Here is a 24,166-nt window from a genome sequence, read left to right on the forward strand (position 1 = left end):
AGAGCGGCAGGGAGGGAAAACTCCCACATGACTGATTGGTCTGTTTGCGCGGGGAGTTGCTGTGCGTGACGGTTAACGAGGCGTCTATCAAACGATGGTTATCGAGACGGTCCCGCCGCCATCTCCCGACCTCCGGAAGCGTGTAGCAAAACCCGTCTCACAACTTGCCCAAACCCATTGAGGTTCTGAGACTAGTTATGAGACGGTCTCGCCATGGACACGAACACGGGACACCTCATCGGCTACGCCCGAGTCTCGACCGACGACCAGGAAGCGCACTTGCAGCATGACGCGCTGACTGACGCGGGGTGCGCCCGGATCTTCACGGACAAGGCGAGCGGGAAGAACACGGACCGCCCCGAACTCGCCGCCGTGCTCGACTACGTCCGTCCCGGAGACACCCTCTGTGTGTGGAAGCTGGACCGGTTCGCCCGCTCGCTGATCGACCTGGTGAACATGGTGGACGCGCTTGCCGCGCGGGGAGTCGGGTTCCGGGTGCTGACGGGAGCGCTGGCGAGCATCGACCCGAACACCCCAGACGGGCGGCTCATGCTGCAAGTGGTCGGCGCAATGGCGGAGTTCGAGCGCAGCCTGATCAAGGACCGGACCCGCGCCGGTCTGGACGCTGCCCGCGCTCAAGGGCGTACGGGTGGACGGCCGGCCGTGATGAACGCTGACAAGCTCGCTGCGGCCAAGGCGCGCCGCGCCAAGGGGGAGAGCGTCACGGTCGTCGCCAAGGCGCTTGGAGTGTCCCGCGCGACGCTGTACCGGGCGCTCGCCGACGCCGAGTAGCGCGCGGGCGTTCTGTCTGTCCCGCAGCTTGTCAGTGCGTGGCGGACAGGCAGGCGGGCGGGAGCCGTCTTCGCTGGGGTGTGAGGATGCCTTCGTGGATTGTGATGTGTGTGGCGGTGCGATGTGGCGATGGCCGGTGCCGCCGACCCGATGGGTGGAAGAGATCTGGTCCTGCCCGTGGTGCTACGCCAGCACGCATGTGGGTGGCGAGTGGTCTGGGATAGCCCGGCCGTCGTACCTGCCGATGGGGACACGCTGGGAGGGGGCCGTTGCGGACGGCCTCGACGCTGACCTCTCCCATGCCTTCGGCATCTTTGACAAGACTCTGTGCGGCGTCCAGGTAGCCGGCATGTCGCCGTCCGACTTTCTATGGCTGCCGGAGCGGGAGGGCGCCTGTGGTGCCTGCCGCGCAGCGGCGGTGGTCATTGATGAGCGCTGGCCGCAAGCCATGAGGGGTGAGGGCGCCCGGGTGAGCGTGGCGCGTCAGCCTGCCGCCGGACAAGACGCTTCTTGAAGCGCCGTCCGCTTGGGGCGCGCGCTCAGGCGCGAGCAGAGAGGCCCTGGGGCACGGCCCGCTCCCATAGCTCCTCAACGTGCTCCGCGAATCGGTCGAACATGCCCCCACCGCTATGGCGACGCAGGTGCAGGAGCGGCGAGTCATGGCCTACGAGTCGGGCGAGGTGCGGTGTCACCAGGGCTTCGTCATCAAAGCGGAACACGGATAGGCTCACGTGGTTGATGGCGTCCAGCGGGGCGGAGACGCGCGCCTCGACCCCTTCGAGCGGGCCGAGTCGATCCAGGTGCTCCAGGGTGATCCTGATGCGTGTGGACACCGACAGGGCCACATCCTCGATCGTCTCCCGCTGGCGGGTCACCTCTCCGTCCGGGTCTCCCACCAGGAACCGGACCCGGCAGCCTGCCTCAGCCTTGCGCCGGATCGTGTCCGCGAAGTGGGGTACCTGGGTCCAGAAAAAGTAGTTCGTGTAGCCGGCGAGAAAGAGTTCCGTGCGTGCTGACTCGACAAGTTCCGTCCAGACCGTTGACGGGCACGCGGACCGGTACGGGTAGCTGTGGACCAGCTCTCGATCGGTGCCGGTCTTCACTCGTTCCTGCACAGCCTTCGGCCACAACATCTCTTCGTCCACTCCCAGCGCCCGACAGGCGTCCGCTCGGTTCCTTGCGTGTGGTGTCAGATCAGCATTGCCCAGCCATCGTTCCACCTGCTTCGCAGATACCCCCACCCGGTACGCTAACTGCCGCGTGGACATGCCTGCGCCTTCCATGGCGGACTGAAGAGCGGCGTTCAAGTCAACCCCCTCGCCGTTGCCTTTTGGGCTTTCTTCGACCCTAGCGCCAGACATCTCAACTGTCCGCCGTGCAGGGGAGATACATCCGCAGGGGTGGGCCACGCTCCCGCCATGACCGAACCCACGCGATACAGCACTCCACCGATCGAACTGCCGCTGAACCTGGACAGGGAGCCGGACCCCATCGACGGGTGCGCGGGTTGCGTCGAACTCTCCGCCGTACGGGACCACGCTCGCATCGTGGGCGACTGGACGACCGTGAGCGACTGCAACGTCTACTTGCGGCGCCACCCCGAGGGGCACTGATGGTCACCCGCGCGGACATCGGCAGGCCGGTCAGGGACCACGCCGGAAGGGTCGGCATCCTGCGTGACGTGATCCCTGACCACGAAGACCCCGCCGAGTCGCCCGGAGAGCGCCGCAAGCGCCCCACGGCGTTCTTGTGGCCCGAGGGTGGGGGTCGGGAGTGGCTGGTCCCGCCCAGCGGCGTACGGCGCGCGTGACGCCCACCAGGCGGCCCCGTCCGGCGACGGCGAGCAACACAGCCGGGCGGGGCTTTCCGCTGCCTCTCCCTACAGGTCGAAGACGGCCGTGACGGGCGCGTGGTCGCTCCACCGCTCCGCGTGGCTCGCCGCCCGCTCCACGTACGCCTTCACGCAGCGCTCGGCCAAGCAAGGCGAACTGACGATCAGGTCAATCCGCCAACCGCTGTCGTTGTCGAAGGCCCGCCCCCGGTAGGACCACCAGGAGTAGGGCCCCTCCTGCTCGGGGTGGAGGGCGCGCAGGACGTCGACGTACCCCCCGTCGCCCTCGTCGAGGACCCGGGAGAGCCACTCCCGCTCCTCGGGGAGGAAGCCGGCGTTCTTCCTGTTGGCCTTCCAGTTCTTGAGGTCGGCCTCCTGGTGGGCGATGTTCCAGTCACCGCAGACGACGACCTCGCGCCCCTCGGCGGCGGCGCGGGCCCTGAGCTCCTTGAGGTACGGCAGGAACTCGTCCATGAACCGGTACTTCTCGTCCTGCCGCTCGGTGCCGACCTCGCCGGACGGCAGGTAGAGGCTGGCGACGGTCACCCCGGGCAGGTCCGCCTCGACGTACCGGCCGCTGACGTCGAACTCGGTGGACCCGAAGCCGACCCGCACGGCATCGGGCTCGCGGCGCGTGTAGAGGGAGACGCCGGCGCGCCCCTTGGCGGCGGCGGGCGCGTGGACGGCGGACCAGCCCTCGGGCGCGCGCACCTCGGCCGGCAGTTGCGCCTCCTCGGCGCGGACCTCCTGGAGGCAGACGGCATCGGCGGAGGTGCCGGCCAGCCACTCGACGAAGCCCTTCTTGGCGGCGGCACGGAGGCCATTGACATTCGCAGTCGTGACAGTGAGCATCCCGGGAGAATACCGACACACCGATACTGCACACATATACAATGGTCCGCATGAACATCCAGCCCACGCCCTACGACCACCCCGACGCCGTCACGCTCGACGACGCCGTCCAGGCGGAGTACGCCGTCCGCTACGGCGACGAGGGCGACGCCACACCGCTGGACGCCGACATGTTCGTCCCGCCCCGCGGCCTCTACCTCCTCGCGTACGACCCCGAGGGCCGCCCCGTCGCCACGGGCGGCTGGCGCAGCCAGGAGGAGAACGAGCAGGGCTACGCGAACGGCGACGCCGAACTGAAGCGGATGTACGTGGTCCCCGAGGCCCGCGGGCTGGGCCTGGCCCGCCGCATCCTCGCCGCCCTCGAAGTCGACGCCCGTGCCGCCGGCCGCACCCGCATGGTCCTGGAGACGGGCACCGCCCAGCCGGAGGCCATCGCCCTCTACGCCTCCAGCGGCTACGCCCCCTGCTCCCGGTTCGGCTACTACCGCGACCACCCCCAGAGCCGCTACTTCGCCAAGTCGCTGGCCTGAGGCCCGACACGGCCGAAGGCCGGCGGGACGGCTCCGACCGCCCCTCCGGCACGCCCGGGCGTGTGTAGCCTGCCGGGAAGGGGGTGTGGCCGGTGGAGGAGGTGCTGCGCGGAATCGACGGCGAGTTCCGGTTCGACGGCGAACTCGTCACCGTGATCCGTCCCGGCGAAACGGTGACCCTACCGCTGGCGGACCTCCTGCGCGTCTCGCTGCTGTCCGCCGCCGACCGGACGGCCGTCCGCCTGGACGCCGAGGAACGGACGCACGGCTTCGTGGACACCGTCTCGTACACGGTGACCAGCCAGGACGACGCCGCCGCGCGCTCCTTCCACGACGCCCTGGACGGGGTGGTGCCGCCGCGCCCGAGCACGACCGCCCCCACCACCGCCCCTCGGGTCTCCGTGCCCCTCGTCCCCGTCCTCCCCTCGCGCATCGGCCGGCCCCGGCCGGGGGTCGCCCTGGCCGGGGGCCTGGTCGGGTACGCGGCCCTCCTGCTGCTGGGCTTCCTCCTGGCCGATCCGAGGCCGACGGCGAGCCGCATCGGCTTCCTCCACCTGGCACTCCTCGTCGGCACCCTCCTCACCGCCGCGGGCTGGCACCTCGCGTCCGTGCCGATCGTCCTGTTCCGGCGCGGCGTCCGCACACCGGCCACCGTGGTGGGGGAGCGGGTCAACCCCCGCAGCGTGACCCCCCGGTACCGGTTCACGACCGCCGGGGGCGTCGTCCACGTCGAGGACTCCTCCCTCCTCCGGGCGAGCAGCCACCGCACCGACACGGTCACGGTCCGGTACGACCCGAAGAAGCCGAGCCGGGTCCTCCACGGATGGGGGCTGCTCGAACTGATCGCCGGCCTGTTCTTCTTGGCGCTGGGCTTCGGGATCGCGCTCGGCACGCTCGGTGAACTCGCCGCGGTCCTCTTGGCCCGGGGCAGGCCGTGAAGGTCCCGCCCCCGTGACGCGTCCCGGGGGCGGGCAGCTCCCGCGCCGACGCCACGGCGCTCGCGGCGGCGCCGCTCCACGACGGACCGGCTGACCCGGCGTCACGGATCCGGACCGGCCGCTCCGCTCCTCCGCGGAGCGCTCTCGACGAACACCCGGGCGGAGTCGATCCGGGGCATGCGCACGACCGACCGGAGCCGGTGTCCATACCCGCCGCACCGTCGTTGTGCAGCGCAGGAGACAGCGGTCCGGGTCGCGCTCCCCGGACGCCCCGGTGCGGGTGACGAAGGTGCGCCGATGGCCGCGTCCTCCCCTCGGGGTGCCGTCGAGCGCCTTGCTGACGGTGCGTCGGAAGGCCGACCCGGCGGCCCCGTCGCCCCCGGCCCGATGGAAACGGAGCCCATCGCCGTGCCCCTCGCGAAGGAGCACCCCGCACGCATGCCGACCCGGGGTCGACGGCCGCGAAGTGCCACCACGGGGCGAAGACGGGCTCGACGAGGCTCGGTGAACAATATTGAAAAGCTATGTGACATGTGCCATTTTACTGCGCAGCCCGTCACGGACGGGTCCCCCTCCTCCCCTTCCCCAGGAGCGAACCTTGCGCGTCTTGGCCCTCGCCACCGCCCTGTTCATCGCTGCCGCCGCAGCCGCCCCCGCCCACGCCGCCCCCGTCGAATCCGTCGCGGACCACGTCTTCACCGACCCGGCCCAACGCCCGGCCCACGGCAAGGCGGCCAAGGGCACTCCCGGCGGACCCGGCGGTGGCGGACTGGAATCACGGATCCTGTCGATCGTCCACGACTGCAGCCCGTCGCTGCGGATCCGGGCACAGGAGATGACCACCGCCCAACTCGAAGCCACCTGCGCGAGCCTGGCCAACCAGGACGCCTACTTCCACGGCGTGGTGAAGGACTCGGGTCCGGTCGCGGACGACCACAACACCACCCTGGAGGTCGACGTCTTCAACTCGAGCGCCGACTACAAGAACTACGCGCGGAAGATCTACGGCATCGACACCGACAACGGCGGCATGTACCTGGAGGGAGACCCCTCCAGGGCCGGCAACCAGCCGCGGTTCATATGCTACGAGCGCACCGACGTGAGCCCCGGTTGGCAGATCTGGAACCTCAACCACGAGTACACCCACTACCTCGACGGCCGCTTCGACCTGTACGGCGACTTCAACGCCAGCCAGACCACGCCGACCGTGTGGTGGGGCGAGGGCATCGCGGAGTACGTCTCCTACTCGTACCGCGGCGTCACCTACGCCAACGCGGTGGCCGAGGCGGGCAAGCACACCTACTCCCTGCGCACCCTGTTCGACACCACCTACGCCAACAGCGACGTCAACCGCACCTACAACTGGGGCTACCTCGCCGCCCGTTACATGGTCGAGGAGCACCCCGCCGACGTGGCCACCGTACTCGGCCACTACCGCACCGGAGACTGGGCCGCCGCGCGCTCCTTCCTCACCTCGCTGGACTACGAGAGCGACTGGAACGCCTGGCTGACGGCGGTGGCCGCGGGCGCCTGACCCGCATCCGAGGGGACGCAGACCTCCGGGCCGCAGACGTCCGGACCCGCACCGGGTCGGTGGGGTCGCACCTGCCGGCCGGGAACACGCCCCGTGGACGACCGCCACCACAGCAATCTGGAGGTTGTTCCACCACCCCCGGGCTGAGGACGATGAGCCCGTCCCACCCTCCGCCCCGTCGCACCAGCAGACACCGGTGCCCCACATGGCGATCCCCCGTGGGGCACCGGCCGCGACCCGGGCACCGGCCGCGCCCGCGTGCCGGAAGGCCGTGAACACGCCCCTCGGGGCCCTCACGGAGCACCGAACCCGGCGTGACCCACCTCCTTGGCGTCCCCCTTCGGGAAAGGCGGCACGACATGGCTCAGACGGTACGGCGGTCGCCCAGCAACCGCTCCCGGCCCGCACCGGCGACGGAACCGACCCTCCCCGCCCCCTCCTTCTTCTTCAACGGCCACGTGCCGCGCCGGCGCGCGCTGGTCATCGCGGTCAGCGCCCTGTTCGGGTTCGCCCTCACGGTGGTGTGGTCGGCGAGCTTCGTCGACCGGACCATCGGCGACACCGTCGCGGACTCCCTCCTCGGCCACGCCGCCAAGGAGACCCCGATCACGGGTGTCCTGGCCGGCATCGTCTTCGCCCTGGCCACCGGTGTCGCGGGCACGTTCACCGCCTGCAACGTCGCCGTCTTCAGCGCGCTGGCACCCCTGAGCGGCGCCGGATCCACCACCCGTCGGGGCCGCATGGCCGCCGCCCTCCGCCCGCTGGGCCGGATCGCGCTCGGCGCGGTCGTGGTGTCGGCCTCCTACGGCGTGGTGGTCGCCCTGTTCGGCACCGGCATGCCGCAGTTCGAGCAGAGCCAGGGCGGCGGAGGAGCCTTCTCCGGGCGGCTGATCCAGGCGATGGTGGTCTACGGGCTGATCGGCCTGATCATGACGTACCTCGGGCTGGCCGCGCTGGGGCTGCTGCGCGACCCGCTGGCGAAGCTGACGCACCGGTTCCCGAACGCCCCGCTCTACTTCATGGGCGGCCTCATCGGGGCCTTCCTCATCGGGCGGCCGTTCGCACTGTTCCGCCAGTTGTTCCGGGACACCGCCGAGAGCGGCAACGCCCTGTACGCGGCACTCGGGTTCTCCCTGCAGAGCATCGGCAACATCCTGGTGATGTCCCTGCTGTTCCTGCTCGTCACCGGCCTCCTCGGGAACCGGCTGCACCGCTGGATGACCGCCCGCCCGAGCCGCGCCTCGGCCCTGATGGCGGCGGCCTTCATCGCGGCCGGCGTGTTCCTGGTCCTCTACTGGGACGTACGGATCCTCGCCCGGCGCGACCTGATCTGGTACCCGATGGCCCCCTGGGCCTGAGCACCCCCGCCCCGCTCCCCCGCACGCCCCGCACGCCCCGCACGCCCCGGCCGGGAACCACTCCGGCGGTCAGTCGTCCCAGTGGTGGACCCAGGTGCGCCGCCCGAGGAGTTCACGGGCGGCGTACTCCTCCAACGTGCGGTGCGGACTGCGGTCGAGGTCGTCCGGGCAGAAGGCGGCGTGCTCGGCCGCCACGGCCACCGCCTGGTCCAGCGTGGTGGGCGGTGCGGCGACCGAGAGGACGAGCCGGTTCGCGGTGAGCGCCACGACCCGGGTGCCGAAGCGCTCGTCCCAACTGCGCAGGACGGCGCTGAGGACACCGGCGTCGTCCTCGTGTTGCAGCGCGCCGGCCCAGCCGATGGCCGCGGGTACGTCGGCGTTGCACTCGGCGGACACCAGGGCGAGACGGGGCTCCTCCAACCAGGAGTCGTCACCCGAGAGGGCATCGGCCAGTTGGGCGGCCCGTACATCGGGATCCACCTCGGACGGCACCGCCGCCGCGAGTCCCGGCCACGGCGCGTCGAAGGGGGCCACCACTCCCCCGGCCCGCTTCTCCCGGAGTTCGTTCCAGTGGTAGGACAACATCTCGTCGGCGCCCAAGTCCTCCGGATAGGACAGGTTTCCGCACAGCAGGTCCCACCCCTCCGGGTCGCCCGACGGGCCGCCGACGTCCACCAGCACCGGCGCGAGCTCCGCCGCCCGGCGCGCGGCCCCCTCCGCCGACCACTGCCCGGGCACGGCGCGCGCATCGGCCAGCCACAACAGCGGATACGACCAGGGCCCCTGGTACGTCTCGTTCAGCAGCCTCCCCGGGGGGAGGTCGAGTCCGAGCGTCCGTCCGCTCGGATCGTCCGCGAGCCGGGGCAGGTTGTTCGTCTCCGTCAGCATGCGACGACCTTAGGGGAAGGCTCGGACAACAGCACTCGCGGTGGGGCCCGTTGGCACGGCAGGAGGTCGCCCCGCCGTCCGCCACCCCGAACAGGCCCCGCGCCAGCCCCGGAACCACGGAGGTCCCGCCCGGTCTTGCCACCGGACGGGACCTCCTGACGTCCACGAGGGCTACCCGCGAACCGTCGCCTGCGGGGTGTTCACGAGCTCGCCCGAGCAAGCACCCCGGCGGCACACGGAGATCGCTCCCCGAACCGGTGGAGATCCTTTCCCGCTCCGCCCGACGGGCCTGGCTCCTTTCGACCAGTACGGCGAGACAGGCGCCGGGGGCACTCGGTCAACGGGGGCTCACGTCGACCAGTGCGGCCAACTGCTCGGCGGCTTCCCTACGGGCCGCCGCAGCGGCCTCCGACAGCCATTCGCCGGCATCGAGCACCTCCTGCACCAGGCGGGTCCGGGTCTCCTCCGCCTCGGTCAGGCCACCGGACACGGCATGCACGGCGTCGACCGACATGGAACCCGTCGCCTGCGCGATCAGGTCGACGAAGGCTTCGTTGTGCGAGGTGATCTCCTGGACCTCCCTCCGTTCGCGCTCCACGGCGACCACCCGATCCAGCCTGGCCTGGTACTCGACGAGGGCATCGGCCTGGCGTCGCACCACGTCGAAGACCGCGGCAAGGGCTTCCCGCTGGGGCTCAAGAGCGGCCAAAGCGCTCGGGGACCCGGCTGAGGCAGCACGGCTCTCCAGGCCCTCCCGCAACCGCTGGCGCATCAAGAGGGTCCGCACGATGTGCCACTGATGCTCGGCAACGAGTTGCCGGGCCGTGGAGACGTCCGCGTCGGCGCCGAGCGATTCGGCGGCTACCGCCACGGAACGCAGCACCCGCACCGTCGGCATGGCGATGCCCCGCCCCTCCTCGTCAAGATCGTCGGACCGAATGTACTGGTCGCGGTAGTGCCGCTTCAGACTGCTGCCGGCTCGGCCTCGGTAGAAGGCCAGCAGTGCCCCGAGCCAGGCGAGGTAGGCGGCGGCAACAGCCCCCATGGCCCGCGCCGGGAAGAACGGAAGGGCGATCAGTACGCCCGTGCCGAGGACGCACGCCCATGCTGCTGCGGTCTCCCACCGCTCGGCCCTGAGCGTGACGAAGACCAGCCCGAAGACCAGGACGAATCCGGCGATCGTCCACTTCCCCCCGCTCGCCCCGGCCCAGGTCACGGACGCGAGCACGCTGAGGGTGCACAGGCTCCACAGGACCGGCGCCCACCGGGTGTCGCCCCTCTTCTTCCCCTCCTCTCGCGCGAGATCGCTCTTCTGGGCCTCCGTGAGGAGCAGTCGACGGTCGGAGACCAGTCTGTTCCGCACCGCCTCGGGCACCAGCGGATCCACGAAAACCAGATCCACATCGTCTGTCGCATCGTTCTTCCGCGCGTCATCCATGCTGAACCCCCGCCTCGTGATGTCGCCCGCACCCGTGCTCATGATTCAAAAGGCCTCGGCGACGGTCAAGGCTCGAACCCCGGCGGTAGGCCGGTCTCCTCGCGGCCGGGACATCCACCGCCTCGTGCTGCCCTGTCGGTGCCCCCTCGCCCTCGTCGTCCCGCTTTTCGCTCCGACGCGGAGATCCCACCCGGTCTTTCAATCGGACGGGAGCTCCTGACGCTGACGAGGGCTACCCGCGAACCGTCCCCTGTGGGGTGCTCGCAAGTACCGCTGGCCAGGCGTTCCAGAGGCACGCGAAGACCGCTTCCCCCACCGACGGAGGTCGTTTCCCGCCCCATGACGGCCGGGTCCGCCGCTGTCAGACGCAGGGACAAGGATGGACGGCATGACGAAGACCGGAGCGGACTACGCGTGGTTCGAGGACGACTTTCCGGACATCGCCGAGGCGTACTGCTTCACCCTGGTGCGGGGGCTGTCGCCCGCCGAGCTGACGTCCCGGCTCGAAGGCCGACCGGAGGCGCCCCTGCAGGGCATCGACGCGGTCGTCGACGCTGCCTTCGCCCCGTACGACCTGGCGGAGAGCGACCGTCAACTGGTCGCCCTGACGGCCCTGGGCGCCTGGACCCTCCTGATCGAGCCCAACGGCTACCTCGGTGTCACCGAAGATCGGGTCCTGTCGGCCTCCGCCGGGGCGAGCTGGGTCTCACACTTCGTCAACATCAACGGTGTCGGCACCTTCCTCTGGGCAGAGGACCGTGTGCTGCGGCTGTGCTTCGATCCCATGTTTCCGGAGGACCGCTGGGGCACGGCGCCCGACGAACTCCTCGACGTCATGCAGCGGATCGGCTTCCACTTCGACGATGACGCCCCGGAGACGGATCTGTCCTCACCCGCGGCGTTCGCTCTGGCCGAGCACCTGACCGGCGTCGCCATCACCCCCGCGCTGCTCCAGGACACGACGTTCGCCTGCGCCACCCTCCAGATCCGGTGACGTCCGCGTGAAGGTCCGTTTCCGGATGGACGGGAACACGGCGGGGGCCCTCGTTCTCGCCGGGGGCCGGAAGGGCTGGGCGGGCGCCCGTGTTCTCTACGTGACGGCCGAAGCGGAGGTGGCGGAGCGTGGGGTGCCTGCCGGACTCAAGCCGTCGGGCCCAGGAACGACGAAGATCCCGCCCGATCTTTCGATCGGACGGGATCTCCTGACGTCCACGAGGGCTACTCGCGAACTGTCGTCTGTGGACCTGTGGGGATTTGAACCCCAGACCCCCTCGATGCGAACGAGGTGCGCTACCAGACTGCGCCACAGGCCCTTGCGACGTGTGAAACATTAGCATCCCGATCGGGGAGAACAAAAATCGCTCCCGCCGCAGGTCAGCCGGGGGGCCATCGGGAACCCTGCGCAGGGGGTGCCGCGCGCATGCGCGGGGGGCGGCCCGGGGCCCGGTGCCCGACCGGCCGGGGTCATTCGTTGGCCGCTCGGGGGCGGTCGTCGTCCGCGTACTGGTCGAAGAGCGGGGTGCGTCCGTGGTCGCGGCCGGGGTGGGGCCGGGCGGTGCGCTGACGGGGGGCCGGGCCGGGGGTCGGGTCGGCCGCCGTAGAGGAGCGGGCCGAGCTCCAGGTCTCCGGGTCGGTGATGTCGACGCCGCTCGTGGCGCGCGGGGCGACCGGGGCGGTGACATAGGTGGGCAGCGGCACCGGTACGGGCTCCCAGCTGTCGCCGCGGGCCGGGCCCCGCTCGCGCTGTTGGTCCACCCACTCCGCGTGGTCGGTCTGCTCGACCAGGGCGCGCCGGTCGGCCTCCTGCGGGGAGACGGAGGGGACCGCGGGCGTCTGTTCGGCCTCCGGTTCGGGGATGGGGGCCGGGCGGCGGCTCTCGCGCAGTCGGGCTGCTGCCGCTTCGGCACGGCGCCGGTCCATCACGTACACGAACCGACGGCGTTCCTGGGCCCGCAGGTGGACGATGTACCCGCTGAGCAGCAGTGCGGGGACGGCCGGGGCCCACAGGAAGGCGACGCCGCCGATGGCCGCGACGACCGCCCCGAGGGTGAAGACGACGAAGAGGAGCGTCGTGGTCCGTCGGCGTCGGGCGAGGACCTTGCCGCGTCGGGCCCGCTCGGCGGCCCCCGGGGCGGGGCGGGGCGCCGGGTGCGGCTCCGGTTCCGACGGGGGGACGGGGGGGCTGATGCGGGCTTCCGTCCTGGCCGCGGGCGCGGAGAAGGCCCGGACGTCGACCGAGCTCAGGTGCTCGGTCTCCGCGTCCGGGTCCACGTCGGGCGTCGGTCCCTCGGCCGCAAGGTCCCGTTCCTTGAGCTCCTTGGCGTATCGGCGCTCCATGCCCGCCCGTCCGGAAAGCAGCCGGATGGCGGTGCTGAAGCGTTCCGTCGGACGGGCTTCGTTCAGCTCGTCCTGCCTGCGGAGCCACATCGGCACCAAGTAGGCGGCCCAGGCCCCGACGATGACTGCGTAGATGAGGCCGCTGCTGCTCACGCTCACACGGTAGAGGGGTTCCGTAACACGCATCGGCCAATTGGCTCGGTGTGTCGCACGATCTGGCTGATATCACTGAACTTTTTTGTGATTGTTCAGATCGATTGACCGCCAACTGGCGATTAAATTCGAACACTTATTGCATTCTTGCGTGGTGCCAGCGTCGGAGGAGCCCTTCCGGCACCTCCTCCGCCGTCAACGCGAACACCAGGTGGTCCCGCCAGGCACCGTCGATGTGGAGGTAGCGGGGTCGCACCCCCTCCTCGCGGAAGCCGAGCTTCTCCACCACGCGGCGGGACGGCCCGTTCTCCGGGCGGATGCACACCTCCATGCGGTGGAGCCCGAGCACCCGGAAGCAGTGGTCGACGGCGAGCGCGACCGCCGTCGGCATCACCCCGCGCCCGGCCACCTCCCGGTCCACCCAGTACCCCACGTGCCCCGAGCACATCGAGCCCCAGGTGATCCCCGCGACGGTCAACTGGCCGACGAGCCGGCCCTGGTACTCGATGACGAACGGCAGCATCCGACCGGCGTTCGCCTCCGACCTCAGGTGCCGCACCATCTGGCGGTACGTCGGCCGCTGGGCGAGCGGGCCGCCGGGAGCCGGCGGCGGAACCGTCGCCTCCCAGGGGCGCAACCACTCGCGGTTGCGACGGTTCACCTCGCGCCAGGCGGCCTGGTCACGCATCTTTATCGGGCGGAGCAGCACGTCGCCGTCGACGAGGACCACCGGCCAGGACGGAATCACGACGCTCTCGGATGGTCGCCGCCGCGGATCTGGTCGACCGCGTGGCGCAGCAGCGGCTCCAGGACGGCGAGCCCGTCGCGCACCCCGCCCGGAGAGCCCGGCAGGTTCACGATGAGCGTGCTGCCGGCGACCCCGGCCAGACCGCGCGAGAGCGCCGCCGTCGGCACCTTCTCCCGGCCGTGGGCGCGGATCGCCTCGGGGATGCCCGGGATCTCCCGCTCCAGGACCCGTCGGGTCGCCTCGGGGGTCTCGTCGGTGGGCGAGATGCCCGTGCCGCCGGTGGTGACGATCACGTCGTACCCGGCGGCGACCCCGGCGCGCAGGGCCGCCTCGACGGGCGCACCGTCGGGGACGACCTGGGGGCCCTCCACGGCGAAGCGCATCCGGCTGAGGCCCTCGGCGATCAGCGGACCGCCCCTGTCCTCGTACACCCCGGCGGACGCCCGGTTGGAAGCAGTGACGACGAGCGCGCGATAGGCCTCCGCCGGGACCTCCGCGGGACGGTCGGGGGCCGCCTCGTGCTCGTGTGCTCCCGCGACCCGGCCGGCGCGCGTCACGCCTCGGCCCTCGTCCAGCGGCCCGACTTGCCGCCCGTCTTCTCCTCCACCCGCACGTCGGAGATGACCGCGCCCTTGTCGACCGCCTTGACCATGTCGACGACGGTCAGGGCGGCCACCGAGACCGCCGTCAGGGCCTCCATCTCGACGCCGGTGCGGTCGGTGGTCTTCACCGTCGCCAGGATCTCGACCGCGTCGTCCGCGACCGCCAGGTCCAGGGTGACGCCCGAAACGGCCAGCGGGTGGCAGAGGGGGATGAGGTCGGGGGTCTTCTTGGCCCCCATGATCCCGGCGATGCGGGCGGTCGCGAGGGCGTCTCCCTTCGGGACGCCCTCGCCGCGGAGCAGCTCGATCACGCGCGGCGAGACGAGGACCCGCCCGCTGGCGCGGGCGGTGCGGGACGTGACGTCCTTCGCCGATACGTCGACCATGCGGGCCGCGCCCGCCTCGTCGATGTGGGTGAGACCTTGCTGCGTGCTCATGGCCGTGACACTCCCGGTCGCTGTGTGGGACGACACCGTACCCCCACCCTCGCTCCCTCAGCCGAGGAGGACCACTTCCAGCTCGGTGCCGGGCTCCGCGCTCTCCGTCTCCTCCGGGACCACCAGCAGGCAGTCTGCGTGCGCGAGGGCCGCGATCAGATGGGAACCGGCACCGCCCACCGGAGTGACGGTGCCCGCCTCCCGGTCGTACCGGCCGCGCAGGAACTGGCGGCGGCCGGCCGGGGACGACAGGGCCCCGTCGGCGGCGAGGGTCGCCCGCACCCGGGGCCGGTGGAGGTCCTCGACGCCCATCAGCGCGCGGATCGCGGGGCGCACGAACAGCTCGAAGGAGACGTACGAGGAGACCGGGTTGCCCGGGAGGGCGAGCAGGGGGATCTGCTCGGCGCCGATCGCGCCGAAGCCCTGCGGCTTGCCCGGCTGCATCGCCAGCTTGCGGAAGTCGACCTGCCCGTCGGCGGTCAGCGCCTCCTTCACCACGTCGTACGCGCCGACGCTCACCCCGCCGGTGGTCACGATCAGGTCGGCCCGGATGAGCTGGTCCTCGATGGTGGCGCGCAGCGACTCGGCGTCGTCGGCGACGGCGCCCACCCGGTAGGCGAGGGCACCGGCGTCCCGGGCGGCCGCGGCGAGCGCGAAGCTGTTGGAGTCGTGGATCTGGCCCTTGCCCAGCGGTTCGCCGGGCTGGACGAGTTCGCTGCCGGTCGAGAGGACCACCACCCGGGGCCTCGGGCGGACCCGGACCGTGCCGCGGCCGATCGCGGCGAGCAGACCGATCTGCGGCGGCCCCAGGACCGTGCCCTCCGCGAGGGCGAGTTCGCCGGCCCGCACGTCGCTGCCCGCGGTCCGGACGTGTGCACCGGCCTCGGCGGACCGGTGCACCCGGACCTCTCCCCCGGCCCCCTCGGGGGCGGCGCTCGCGGCGCTCATGCCGGTGGCCGCGCCCCCGCCGGTGCCGCCGTCGGTCCACTCCACGGGGACGACGGCCTCGGCGCCGGGCGGCAGCGGGGCGCCGGTCATGATCCGGGCGGCTTGACCGGGGCCGACCTCGGGCAGGCCCTCGGCACCGGCCGCGACGTCGCCGATCACGGTGAGGACGGCGGGGAACTCCTCGGTGGCGCCGGCGACGTCGGCGATCCGGACGGCGTACCCGTCCATGGAGCTGTTGTCGAAGGGGGGCAGCGCGACCGGCACCGTCACGTCCTCGACGAGGACGCAGCCCTGTGCGTCGAGGAGTTGGAGCTCGATGGGTTCGAGCGGGCCGACCGTCGCGAGGATGTCGGCGAGGTGCTCGTCCACCGACCACAGACCGCGGGCCGGACCGGCGCAGGGGTCGGCGGCCCCTTCCCCGGGGCCGTGCTCGTGGTGGTCGTCGTGGGACGGCGGCGGTGCCGCGCTGCTGCTCAAGGTGTTACATCTCCTCGCTGACGTATCTCCGGAGCCAGGCCCGGAAGTCCGGTCCCAAATCTTCACGTTCGCACGCGAGTCTGACAATGGCGCGCAGATAGTCCCCGCGGTCACCGGTGTCATAGCGGCGCCCCTTGAACACGACGCCGTGCACCGGGCCGCCGATCTTTTCGTCCGAGGCGAGTTTCTGCAGGGCGTCGGTCAGCTGGATCTCCCCGCCGCGGCCCGGCTCGGTCTCCCGCAGCGTGTCGAAGACGGCCGGGTCCAGCACGTAGCGGCCGATGATCGCGTAATTGCTCGGCGCCTCGCCCGGGTCGGGCTTCTCGACCAGGTCCGTCACCTTGACGACGTCCGAGTCGCCGGTGGGCTCGACCGCCGCGCAGCCGTAGAGGTGGATCTGCGAGGGCTCGACCTCCATCAGCGCGATCACGCTGCCGCCCTCGCGCTCCTGCACCTCCACCATCCGCGCGAGGAGGGGGTCGCGCGGGTCGATGAGGTCGTCGCCGAGGAGCACCGCGAAGGGCTGGTCGCCCACGTGGGGGGCGGCGCAGAGCACGGCGTGGCCGAGGCCGCGCGGGGCGCCCTGGCGCACGTAGTGCATGGTCGCGAGGTCGCTGGACTCCTGGACCTTGGAGAGGCGTTCCCCGTCGCCCTTGCGGATCAGGGCTTCTTCCAGTTCGTAGTTCCGGTCGAAGTGGTCCTCCAGGGGGCGCTTGTTCCGGCCGGTGATCATCAGGACGTCGGAAAGGCCGGCCGCGACGGCCTCTTCCACGACGTACTGGATGGCCGGCTTGTCGACGACCGGCAGCATCTCCTTCGGCGTCGCCTTGGTCGCCGGGAGGAAGCGGGTACCGAGGCCGGCGGCCGGGATGACAGCCTTGGTGATCCGACCGAGCCTGGGGAGCGACTGATTCATACGGGGCACCTTAGTCGTTCAGAATGAGAAGAAGATGTGCCTTCGGTTAACTTTCTTTCCATAAAGCCAATTATGAGAATTTCACGAACACTTAGAGGGCCTTCATGACTTCGGAGACGTCCGAAAAGACCGTGCTGCGCAGCCGACTTCTGGCCGCCCGGGCCGCACTGACCCCCGATTCCCTCGCGGACACCGCCGCATCACTGGCCCGCCGGGGAATGGAACTGGCCGAACTCTCCGGGGCGGCCACCGTCGCCGCCTACGTGTCGGTGGGGCGCGAGCCGGGCACGCGCGCACTGCTCGACGCCCTCCGCGCGCGGGGGGTACGGGTCCTGCTCCCCGTCCTGCTGCCCGACAACGATTTGGACTGGGCGGCGTACGAGGGGCCCGGACGACTCGCGAAGGCGGGCCGGGGGCTCCTCGAACCACAGGGTCCCCGGCTCGGCCCCGAGGCGGTGTGCACCGCCGACGCGGTACTGCTGCCGGGCCTCGCGGTGGACGGCCGGGGCATGCGGCTCGGGCGGGGCGGCGGCTCGTACGACCGGGTCCTCGCCCGGCTCGTGCGGGCGGGCGTCGATCCGGCCCTGGTGGTGCTCCTCTACGCGGACGAGGTGGTCGCCCGGGTCCCGGAGGAACCGCACGACCACCCCGTGCACGCGGTGGTGACCCCGGAGGGGGTCACCCGCTTCCGCCCTTGATCAGGGCTTGAGGACCAAGGTGTCCTCCGCCGCCGCGTCCACCGCGGCCTTGCCGTAGGCCCAGTCGTACAACTCGCCCTTCGCCCAGGTGTCCGTCTGGTCGGCGTAGTGCGGGTGGAAGGCGTGACCGGAGGCCCCGGTCAGGTTGACCCAGCGGGACTTGTCCCAGTCGCCGACGTTGACGACCATCCGCATCGACGGCACCCAGATGACGTCGTAGCCGCCGGCCGCGTTCCAGCCGGTGGCGTCGACCGCCGCCTCGCCGCCGCCCAGGTTCCACGGGCCGCGGTTGAGGAGCCGCTGCACGAAGCCGGGGCCCGCGGTGCCGAGGGTCTGGTTCTTCAGGGTCAGCTGGTGCAGACGGCCCCAGTTCCAACTGGAGACGTCCTTGCCGAGCTTGGCGGTCAGCTCCCAGCGCGCGTCCTTCATGGCACGGGCGAGCAGCTGGTCGCGGGTCTCGGTGGCCGGGTCGGTGCGGTTGGCGGGGGTGACCCACCACTCGCTCTTCTCCTGCTTGAGGAGCGGACGGACCACCTCGTACCAGCGGTCGCCGCCGTCCGGCTGCGCCGAGTCGGGGTCGCGCTCGCCGCACTCCCGGACGAGCTTGTTCTGCTCGTCGACCGGGCCGGTGGCGTCGGCCGGACGGACGTTGATGCAGTCCCCCTCGACGCGCAGTTCCTTGGGCAGCTTGTCGCCGAAGGCGAGCTTGAGGACGTTGCGCCAGACGGCGTTGAAGTAGGCGGCGGCGGCCGAGTCGGGTTCCTGGGTGTAGTCCCAGCCCTCCAGCAGCTTCTGCGCCTCGCGGACGTAGGGGTCGGCGATGTCGACCTTCAGCAGCAGCGGGTTGAGCAGGGTCGCGATCTCGCTGCGGTTGTCGCTCTGCATGGTCCGCATGTCGTCCGGCGAGATCTTTCCGCCGTCCTTGGTCTTCGACTCGATGAGGTCGTTGATCCGCTGGCTGCGCGAGCCGTAGCCCCAGTCCTTGGTGAGCAGGTCGGGGTAGGCCTTCTCGTCGATGACGGCCTGGTTGGCCGTGACGATGTAGCCGCGCTCCGGGTCGTACTCGTAGGGCAGCTGGTCGAAGGGGATGTACCCCTTCCAACGGTAGGAGGAGTCCCAGCCCGGCGCCGGGAGGGTGCCGTCGCCCTTGGAGCGCTGCGGGATCTTGCCCGGGGACTGGTACCCGATGTGGCCTTCGACGTCGGCGTAGATCAGGTTCTGGGACGGGACCTCGAAGTTCTTCGCGGCGGCCCGGAAGGTGGTGAAGTCCTTGGCCCGGTCCAGGGCGAAGATCGCGTCCATCGACTTGCCCGGCTGGAGCGCGGTCCACTGGAGGGAGACGCCGTAGCCGGTGCCGCGGTCGGGGGCGGCGTTGCCGACGGGGGCGGTCCGGCCGACGTTCTCCAGTTCGGAGGAGCGGTCGGAGACGAGCGGCCCCCGCTCGGTGGAGCGGACGGTGATCTTGCGGTCGCTGCCGCCGGCGACCTTGATGGTCTCCTCGCGGCTGGTGAAGGGCTTCACCTTGCCGTCGACGAGGTAGCCGTCGGGGCCGATCTTCTCCAGGTAGAGGTCGGTCACGTCGGCGCCCAGGTTGGTGAGGCCCCAGGCGACCTTGTCGTTGTGGCCGATGATCACTCCGGGCGTGCCGGAGAAGGTGTAGCCGGCGACGTCGTAGCGGCAGGTCGCCGAGACCGAGCGGCAGTGCAGGCCCATCTGGTACCAGAGGGACGGCAGCTGGGGCGCGAGGTGCGGGTCGTTGGCGAGCAGCGGCTTGCCCGAGGTCGTGTACGTACCGGAGACGACCCAGGAGTTCGACCCGATGCCGTTGCCGTTGGGGCCGAGGAGGGCCGGGACCGTGTCGAGGACCTCGGAGAGCGCGCTGAGCTGGGACTGCACGCCGGAGGAACCGGAGGAGCCGGAACCGTCGGTGCCGGCGCCCGCGGCGTCCCCGTCCGTGGTGCCCTCGTCCTCGGACGCCCGGGCCTTCGGGTCGAACTTCCCGGTGGACTCGTCGACCGCGCCCCCGCCCAGGATCGGCTGGTGGAGCGCGTACGGGTACTCCGGGTACAGCTCCTTGATCTGCTTCGCGCTCAGCCGGCTCGTCATCAGCGAGCGGTCGATCTCGTCCTGCATGTTGCCGCGCAGGTCCCAGGCCATCGCCTTGAGCCAGGCCACCGAGTCGACCGGCGTCCACGGCTCGATCGCGTAGTCGTTGGTGAAGGCGAGCGCGGCGTACTCGACGGAGACGTCGGCCGGGTCCCGGTCCTTCAGATAGGCGTTGACGCCCTCCGCGTACGCCTGGAGGTACTTCTTGGTCTCCGGCGAGAGGACCTTGTCGTACTCCTCCTGCGCGACCCGGCGCCAGCCGAGCGTGCGCAGGAAGGCGTCGGTGTCGACCTGGCTCTCGCCGAACATCTCGGAGAGCCGGCCCGCGGTCACGTGCCGGCGGACGTCCATCTCGTAGAACCGGTCCTGCGCCTGGACGTAGCCCTGGGCGCGGAAGAGGTCCGCCTCGTTGTCGGCGTAGATCTGCGGGACGCCGTTCGCATCGCGTTTGACCTCGACGTCGGCGGAGAGCCGGTCGAGGCGGACCTCGCCGGTCGTCTGCGGGAACGAGGCCCGGACGGTGCTCACGCCCCAGTAACCGCCGAAGCCGATGCCCACGACCAGTGCGAGGACCAGGACGAGGAGGAGCAGGCGGGCACGCCGCCCTTTCTTGGCGGTCTTCTTGCCGGGGGGTGCGGTCGTGTTGGAGGGCATCGCTGTCCTTCGAGGGGCAGGGTGGTCCTGGGGTACGGGAGCAACCTTAGGCGCAGCGTCCGGACGGCCCGGACGCGGTGTCAGGAAGAGAACCGTACTGATGAGCGAGGAGAAGCAAAGCCGGCGTCAAGAAAGCGTTAAAGATTAGGTAAGGTAACGAAGTACCGGCCGCTGGAGCACGATCCAGCCGCACGTGAGGGGAAGGAACGGCACTGACTGTCCACCAGCTCAACGCACTGCTGCTCATCTGCTCGCTCGTCCTGCTCGTGGCCGTCGCCGCCGTGCGGATCTCCTCCCGGAGCGGCCTCCCCAGCCTCCTGCTCTACCTGGGCATCGGCGTCGCCATAGGGCAGGACGGCATCGGCAACGTCGCCTTCGACAACGCCGAACTCACGCAGGTCATCGGGTACGCCGCCCTCGTCGTCATCCTCGCCGAGGGTGGACTCGGCACGAAGTGGAAGGAGATCAAGCCGGCCCTGCCCGCCGCGGTCGTCCTCTCCACCGTGGGCGTCGCGGTGAGCGTCGGCATCACGGCCTCGGCCGCGCACTACCTGGTCGGACTCGACTGGCGACAGGCCCTGATCATCGGCGCCGTCGTCTCCTCCACCGATGCCGCCGCGGTCTTCTCCGTCCTGCGCAAGGTGCCCCTCCCCTCCCGGGTCACCGGTGTCCTGGAGGCCGAATCCGGCTTCAACGACGCCCCCGTCGTCATCCTCGTCGTCGCCTTCTCCACCGCGGGCCCCGTCGACCAGTGGTACGTGCTCGTCGGCGAGATCGCCCTCGAACTCGCCATCGGCGCCGCCGTCGGCCTCGCCGTCGGTTTCGTCGGCGCCTACGGCCTGCGCCACGTCGCCCTGCCCGCCTCCGGCCTCTACCCGATCGCCGTCATGGCCATCGCGGTCACCGCGTACGCCGCCGGCGCCATGGTCCACGGTTCGGGCTTCCTCGCCGTCTACCTGGCCTCGATGGTCCTCGGCAACGCCAAGCTGCCGCACGCCCCCGCGAACCGCGGCTTCGCCGAGGGACTCGGATGGATCGCCCAGATCGGCATGTTCGTCCTGCTCGGCCTGCTCGTCACCCCGCACGAGCTCGTCCGCGACTTCTGGCCCGCCGTCGTGATCGGCCTCGTCCTGACGACGGTCGCCCGGCCCATGGAGGTCCTGGTCAGCCTGGTGCCCTTCCGGATCCCCTGGCAGGAGCAGGTCCTGATGTCCTGGGCCGGCCTGCGCGGAGCCGTCCCCATCATCCTCGCCACCATCCCGATGGTGGCGCAGATCGAGGGCAGCGAGCGGATCTTCAACATCGTCTTCGTCCTCGTCGTCGTCTACACCCTCGTCCAGGGCCCGACCCTGCCCTGGCTGGCGAAGGCCCTCAAGCTGGGCGACTCCGCCGAGGCCTCCGACCTCGGCGTCGAATCCGCCCCCCTGGAGCGGCTCCGCGGACACCTGCTCTCCGTGGCCATCCCGGCGGGCTCCCGGATGCACGGCGTCGAGGTCGCCGAGCTCCGCCTGCCGGCCGGGGCCGCGGTCACCCTGGTCGTACGGGACGACGCCAGCTTCGTACCGGGGCCCTCGACCGTGCTGCGGCGCGGCGACGAACTCCTGGTCGTCGCCACCGACCCCGTGCGGGACGCCACCGAGCGGCGGCTGCGGGCGGTCGGACAGGGCGGCAAGCTCGCCGGCTGGCTCGGGACCGGCGGATCGACCGCGGTCGGCAGGGCCGCGGAGACCACCCCGCGCTTCCACCTGCCGGGGAGCGGCCACGAGAGGAAAACCTCCCGTTAATCCCAGGCATTAATTCGGGTACGGGAGCGTTTTCCCAGGCGGAAAGAGCCTCTCCCCTGTACCATCAAGGAACACCTGATCGAACCAACTCTGCCTGACGCAGAGCTGGCGCGACCGTATGGCGGCCGTGGCGCCCCTCCACCGTGGGGCCGGCCCGGTATCTACCGCAGTAACGCGCATGAGGACAGCTCTCGGCGACACCCGCACCACCGTGCTCGGGGCGCGCTACCAGGCGGCAGAAAGGCAAGGACCGTGGCGTCCACGGTCGTCTCGGACAAGCGGCCCGGCTACGGGCAGCTGCTGCGCACCCCCGGTGCGCTGTCCTTCCTGCTCCCCGGCTTCGCCGCACGACAGCCCTTCGCGATGCTGACTATCGGCATCGTCCTGCTCGTCCAGCACACCACCGGATCCTTCGGCAGCGCCGGCGCGGTCGCCGCCGTCACCGGCGTTTCCATGGCGCTCTTCGCCCCGCAGAGCGGCAAGCTCGCCGACCGCTTCGGACAGCGCGCCGTCCTGGTCCCCGGCGTCCTCGTCCACTCCGTCGCCGTCTCCCTGCTCGTCGTCCTCGCCCTGGCCGGGGCCCCGCTGTGGGCGCTCTTCCTGGCCGCCGTGCCCGCCGGCGCCTCCGTGCCCCAGGTCGGGCCGATGGTCCGGGCCCGCTGGGCCGCCAAGCTGGACGGGACGCCGCTGATGTCGACGGCCGCGGCCTTCGAGTCCGTGACGGACGAGTTCACCTTCGTCGTCGGCCCCGTCCTCGCGACCGCCCTGTGCACCGGGGTCCACCCGGCCGCCGGTCTGATCGCCGAGGCCGCCCTCACCCTCGTCGGCGGCCTGTTCTTCGCCGCCCAGCGCGCCACCCAGCCCGCTTACGGGCGGCCCACCGCAGCCACCGCCGAACACCGGCGCTCCGCCCTGTCCGTCCCCGGCGTCCGCGTCCTGATCGTCGCCTTCCTCGGCATCGGCTCCGTCTTCGGCGGCATGCAGGTCTCCCTCACCGCCTTCACCGAAGAGATCGGCAACCCCGGCGCCAACGGCCTGCTGTACGGGATCTTCGCCGCCGGCAACATGCTCGCGGGCATCGCCATGGGCGCCATCGCCTGGAAGACCGGCCCCCGCCGGCGCCTGGTCCTGGGCTACGCAGGTCTCGCCGTCGCGGCCTCCCTGCTGTGGACCGCGCACTCGGTGCTGCTCCTCGGCGCCCTGGGCCTGGTCGTCGGCCTGTGCATCGCCCCCGCGCTGATCGCCGGCTACACCATCGTCGAAACCCTGGTGCCGGCCACGGCCCGCACCGAGGCCTTCACCTGGCTCACCGGCGCCGTCGCGCTCGGCCAGGCCGCGGCCGTCACGGTCGCCGGACGCCTCGCCGATGCCCACGGCGCCAGCGCCGGCTTCCTGGTGCCGATGGCCGGCACCGCCCTCGCCCTGGCCACCCTGCTGGCCCTGCGGTCGCGGCTCGCGCCGGCCCGTGGGACCCGCACGATCGCCCGGGGCACGAGGGACCGCACACCGGTCACGGTCGGAAGCGCATGAAGTCGAACCGCTCGCCCTTCCCCCGGGAGAACACACCGCGGTGACCCTCGCGGGGCCTGTCGGAAAGCGGTCTTCCGCGCGGGCCTTCGGGCCCCCGGGGCGACCGGTCGGGCCCCGACCGCCGGCGAAGCAGGTGACGAATGTTACTCCGAGCGGCTGGACGCAGCCGCTACTATGGAAAATTGTTAGCACTCATCGAGTGAGAGTGCCAGGAGGAAGTCAAGTGCCGACCTACCAGTACCAGTGCACCGAGTGCGGCGAAGGCCTCGAGGCGGTGCAGAAGTTCACCGATGACGCCCTGACCGAGTGCCCCAGCTGCCAGGGACGCCTGAAGAAGGTGTTCTCGGCCGTCGGCATCGTCTTCAAGGGCTCCGGCTTCTACCGGAACGACAGCCGCGGCTCCTCGTCCAGCAGCTCGCCGGCCTCGTCGAAGTCCTCGACCACCCCGTCGACCTCGTCGTCCGCCTCGTCCTCGGACGCCAAGCCGGCCGCTTCGTCGTCCGCTTCCTCCTCCTCGACGTCCTCGTCGAGCACCGGAAGCTCCGCAGCCTGACCGCTGCCCCGCGGACTTCCCGAGGGCCCCGTCGCACCCCGCGACGGGGCCCTCGGCCGCTC

Annotated in this window: 22 protein-coding genes, 1 tRNA gene and 1 pseudogene; 12 read left to right on the forward strand and 12 right to left on the reverse strand. The window is 71.1% G+C overall.

Annotated elements, in window-relative coordinates; all coding sequences use genetic code 11:
* Positions 1 to 213: 213 nt before the first annotated feature.
* Positions 214 to 792 carry a recombinase family protein gene (locus tag ACFW22_RS24540; RefSeq protein WP_386408349.1) on the forward strand — a complete coding sequence of 193 codons (579 nt, stop codon included), beginning with the start codon at positions 214 to 216 and terminating at the stop codon, positions 790 to 792.
* Between the two features lie 539 nt (positions 793 to 1,331).
* On the opposite strand, the gene ACFW22_RS24545 is transcribed toward ACFW22_RS24540, so the two are convergent.
* A complete protein-coding gene (locus tag ACFW22_RS24545; RefSeq protein WP_386408396.1) occupies positions 1,332 to 1,925 on the reverse strand; it encodes an XRE family transcriptional regulator in 594 nt (197 codons plus the stop codon).
* Positions 1,926 to 2,210: 285 nt separating this feature from the next.
* Between ACFW22_RS24545 and ACFW22_RS24550 the strand changes: the two genes are divergently transcribed.
* Together ACFW22_RS24550 and ACFW22_RS24555 are read left to right on the forward strand one after the other, a co-directional pair.
* Positions 2,211 to 2,405: a hypothetical protein gene (locus tag ACFW22_RS24550; protein ID WP_386408351.1), complete on the forward strand. Its 195-nt coding sequence runs from the start codon at positions 2,211 to 2,213 to the stop codon at positions 2,403 to 2,405.
* On the forward strand, positions 2,405 to 2,602 hold the full coding sequence (locus ACFW22_RS24555; protein ID WP_386408353.1) for a hypothetical protein: 198 nt from the start codon (positions 2,405 to 2,407) through the stop codon (positions 2,600 to 2,602). Before ACFW22_RS24550 ends, ACFW22_RS24555 begins: the two co-directional genes overlap by 1 nt.
* 69 nt (positions 2,603 to 2,671) lie before the next feature.
* On the opposite strand, the gene ACFW22_RS24560 is transcribed toward ACFW22_RS24555, so the two are convergent.
* Positions 2,672 to 3,475, reverse strand: coding sequence for an exodeoxyribonuclease III (locus ACFW22_RS24560; RefSeq protein WP_386408355.1), 804 nt, complete (start codon positions 3,473 to 3,475; stop codon positions 2,672 to 2,674).
* 50 nt (positions 3,476 to 3,525) lie between these two features.
* On the opposite strand from ACFW22_RS24560, the gene ACFW22_RS24565 reads away from it, so the two are divergent.
* The 4 genes and pseudogenes from ACFW22_RS24565 (at position 3,526) to ACFW22_RS24580 (ending at position 7,835) form a co-directional block, all read left to right on the forward strand.
* The gene (locus ACFW22_RS24565; RefSeq protein ID WP_386408357.1) at positions 3,526 to 4,005 is read left to right on the forward strand and encodes a GNAT family N-acetyltransferase; all 480 of its coding nucleotides are present in this window, start codon (positions 3,526 to 3,528) and stop codon (positions 4,003 to 4,005) included.
* A 92-nt stretch (positions 4,006 to 4,097) separates the two neighbouring features.
* Positions 4,098 to 4,943: a DUF3592 domain-containing protein gene (locus ACFW22_RS24570; protein ID WP_386408359.1), complete on the forward strand. Its 846-nt coding sequence runs from the start codon at positions 4,098 to 4,100 to the stop codon at positions 4,941 to 4,943.
* A gap of 769 nt (positions 4,944 to 5,712) precedes the next feature.
* Positions 5,713 to 6,471 (forward strand): annotated as a pseudogene (locus ACFW22_RS24575) (collagenase); the annotation flags it as partial.
* Between the two features lie 365 nt (positions 6,472 to 6,836).
* Positions 6,837 to 7,835: a hypothetical protein gene (locus ACFW22_RS24580; RefSeq protein WP_386408361.1), complete on the forward strand. Its 999-nt coding sequence runs from the start codon at positions 6,837 to 6,839 to the stop codon at positions 7,833 to 7,835.
* 69 nt (positions 7,836 to 7,904) lie between these two features.
* Here ACFW22_RS24580 and ACFW22_RS24585 read toward each other — a convergent pair whose 3' ends face one another.
* Both ACFW22_RS24585 and ACFW22_RS24590 read right to left on the reverse strand, forming a co-directional pair.
* Positions 7,905 to 8,723, reverse strand: coding sequence for a DUF4253 domain-containing protein (locus ACFW22_RS24585; protein WP_386408363.1), 819 nt, complete (start codon positions 8,721 to 8,723; stop codon positions 7,905 to 7,907).
* A gap of 337 nt (positions 8,724 to 9,060) precedes the next feature.
* Positions 9,061 to 10,161, reverse strand: a complete 1,101-nt coding sequence (locus tag ACFW22_RS24590) for a hypothetical protein (protein ID WP_386408365.1) — start codon at positions 10,159 to 10,161, stop codon at positions 9,061 to 9,063.
* A 388-nt stretch (positions 10,162 to 10,549) separates the two neighbouring features.
* Here ACFW22_RS24590 and ACFW22_RS24595 point away from each other — a divergent pair, with 388 nt between their 5' ends.
* Positions 10,550 to 11,155, forward strand: a complete 606-nt coding sequence (locus tag ACFW22_RS24595) for a DUF6461 domain-containing protein (RefSeq protein ID WP_386408367.1) — start codon at positions 10,550 to 10,552, stop codon at positions 11,153 to 11,155.
* Positions 11,156 to 11,400: 245 nt separating this feature from the next.
* Here the strand turns inward: ACFW22_RS24595 and ACFW22_RS24600 are convergent.
* From ACFW22_RS24600 to galU, 7 genes are all read right to left on the reverse strand, one after another.
* A tRNA-Ala gene (locus tag ACFW22_RS24600) sits at positions 11,401 to 11,474 on the reverse strand.
* A 151-nt stretch (positions 11,475 to 11,625) separates the two neighbouring features.
* Entirely contained in the window at positions 11,626 to 12,651 is a 1,026-nt protein-coding gene (gene glpR / locus ACFW22_RS24605) for a gephyrin-like molybdotransferase receptor GlpR (RefSeq protein ID WP_386408369.1), read from the reverse strand.
* Between the two features lie 136 nt (positions 12,652 to 12,787).
* Positions 12,788 to 13,381, reverse strand: coding sequence for a GNAT family N-acetyltransferase (locus ACFW22_RS24610; RefSeq protein WP_386408398.1), 594 nt, complete (start codon positions 13,379 to 13,381; stop codon positions 12,788 to 12,790).
* Between the two features lie 14 nt (positions 13,382 to 13,395).
* Entirely contained in the window at positions 13,396 to 13,830 is a 435-nt protein-coding gene (locus ACFW22_RS24615; protein ID WP_386408400.1) for a molybdenum cofactor biosynthesis protein B, read from the reverse strand.
* 122 nt (positions 13,831 to 13,952) lie between these two features.
* Positions 13,953 to 14,438 (reverse strand): cyclic pyranopterin monophosphate synthase MoaC, encoded by a 486-nt coding sequence (moaC, locus tag ACFW22_RS24620; RefSeq protein WP_386408371.1) that lies wholly within the window; start codon positions 14,436 to 14,438, stop codon positions 13,953 to 13,955.
* A 57-nt stretch (positions 14,439 to 14,495) separates the two neighbouring features.
* The gene (gene glp, locus ACFW22_RS24625; RefSeq protein ID WP_386408373.1) at positions 14,496 to 15,863 is read right to left on the reverse strand and encodes a gephyrin-like molybdotransferase Glp; all 1,368 of its coding nucleotides are present in this window, start codon (positions 15,861 to 15,863) and stop codon (positions 14,496 to 14,498) included.
* A 4-nt stretch (positions 15,864 to 15,867) separates the two neighbouring features.
* On the reverse strand, positions 15,868 to 16,779 hold the full coding sequence (gene galU, locus ACFW22_RS24630; RefSeq protein WP_386408375.1) for a UTP--glucose-1-phosphate uridylyltransferase GalU: 912 nt from the start codon (positions 16,777 to 16,779) through the stop codon (positions 15,868 to 15,870).
* 104 nt (positions 16,780 to 16,883) lie between these two features.
* Between galU and ACFW22_RS24635 the strand changes: the two genes are divergently transcribed.
* A complete protein-coding gene (locus ACFW22_RS24635; protein ID WP_386408377.1) occupies positions 16,884 to 17,477 on the forward strand; it encodes a 5-formyltetrahydrofolate cyclo-ligase in 594 nt (197 codons plus the stop codon).
* Here ACFW22_RS24635 and ACFW22_RS24640 read toward each other — a convergent pair whose 3' ends face one another.
* Positions 17,478 to 20,237: a penicillin acylase family protein gene (locus tag ACFW22_RS24640; RefSeq protein ID WP_386408379.1), complete on the reverse strand. Its 2,760-nt coding sequence runs from the start codon at positions 20,235 to 20,237 to the stop codon at positions 17,478 to 17,480.
* Between the two features lie 212 nt (positions 20,238 to 20,449).
* Here ACFW22_RS24640 and ACFW22_RS24645 point away from each other — a divergent pair, with 212 nt between their 5' ends.
* The 3 genes from ACFW22_RS24645 to ACFW22_RS24655 all read left to right on the forward strand — a co-directional run bounded on the left by ACFW22_RS24645 (position 20,450) and on the right by ACFW22_RS24655 (position 24,104).
* On the forward strand, positions 20,450 to 22,021 hold the full coding sequence (locus ACFW22_RS24645; protein WP_386408402.1) for a potassium/proton antiporter: 1,572 nt from the start codon (positions 20,450 to 20,452) through the stop codon (positions 22,019 to 22,021).
* Between the two features lie 252 nt (positions 22,022 to 22,273).
* On the forward strand, positions 22,274 to 23,551 hold the full coding sequence (locus tag ACFW22_RS24650; RefSeq protein WP_386408381.1) for an MFS transporter: 1,278 nt from the start codon (positions 22,274 to 22,276) through the stop codon (positions 23,549 to 23,551).
* A gap of 223 nt (positions 23,552 to 23,774) precedes the next feature.
* Positions 23,775 to 24,104: an FmdB family zinc ribbon protein gene (locus ACFW22_RS24655; protein ID WP_384880826.1), complete on the forward strand. Its 330-nt coding sequence runs from the start codon at positions 23,775 to 23,777 to the stop codon at positions 24,102 to 24,104.
* Positions 24,105 to 24,166: the final 62 nt, after the last annotated feature.

It is taken from the genome of Streptomyces sp. NPDC058872, assembly GCF_042743065.1.
Lineage (GTDB): Bacteria > Actinomycetota > Actinomycetes > Streptomycetales > Streptomycetaceae > Streptomyces.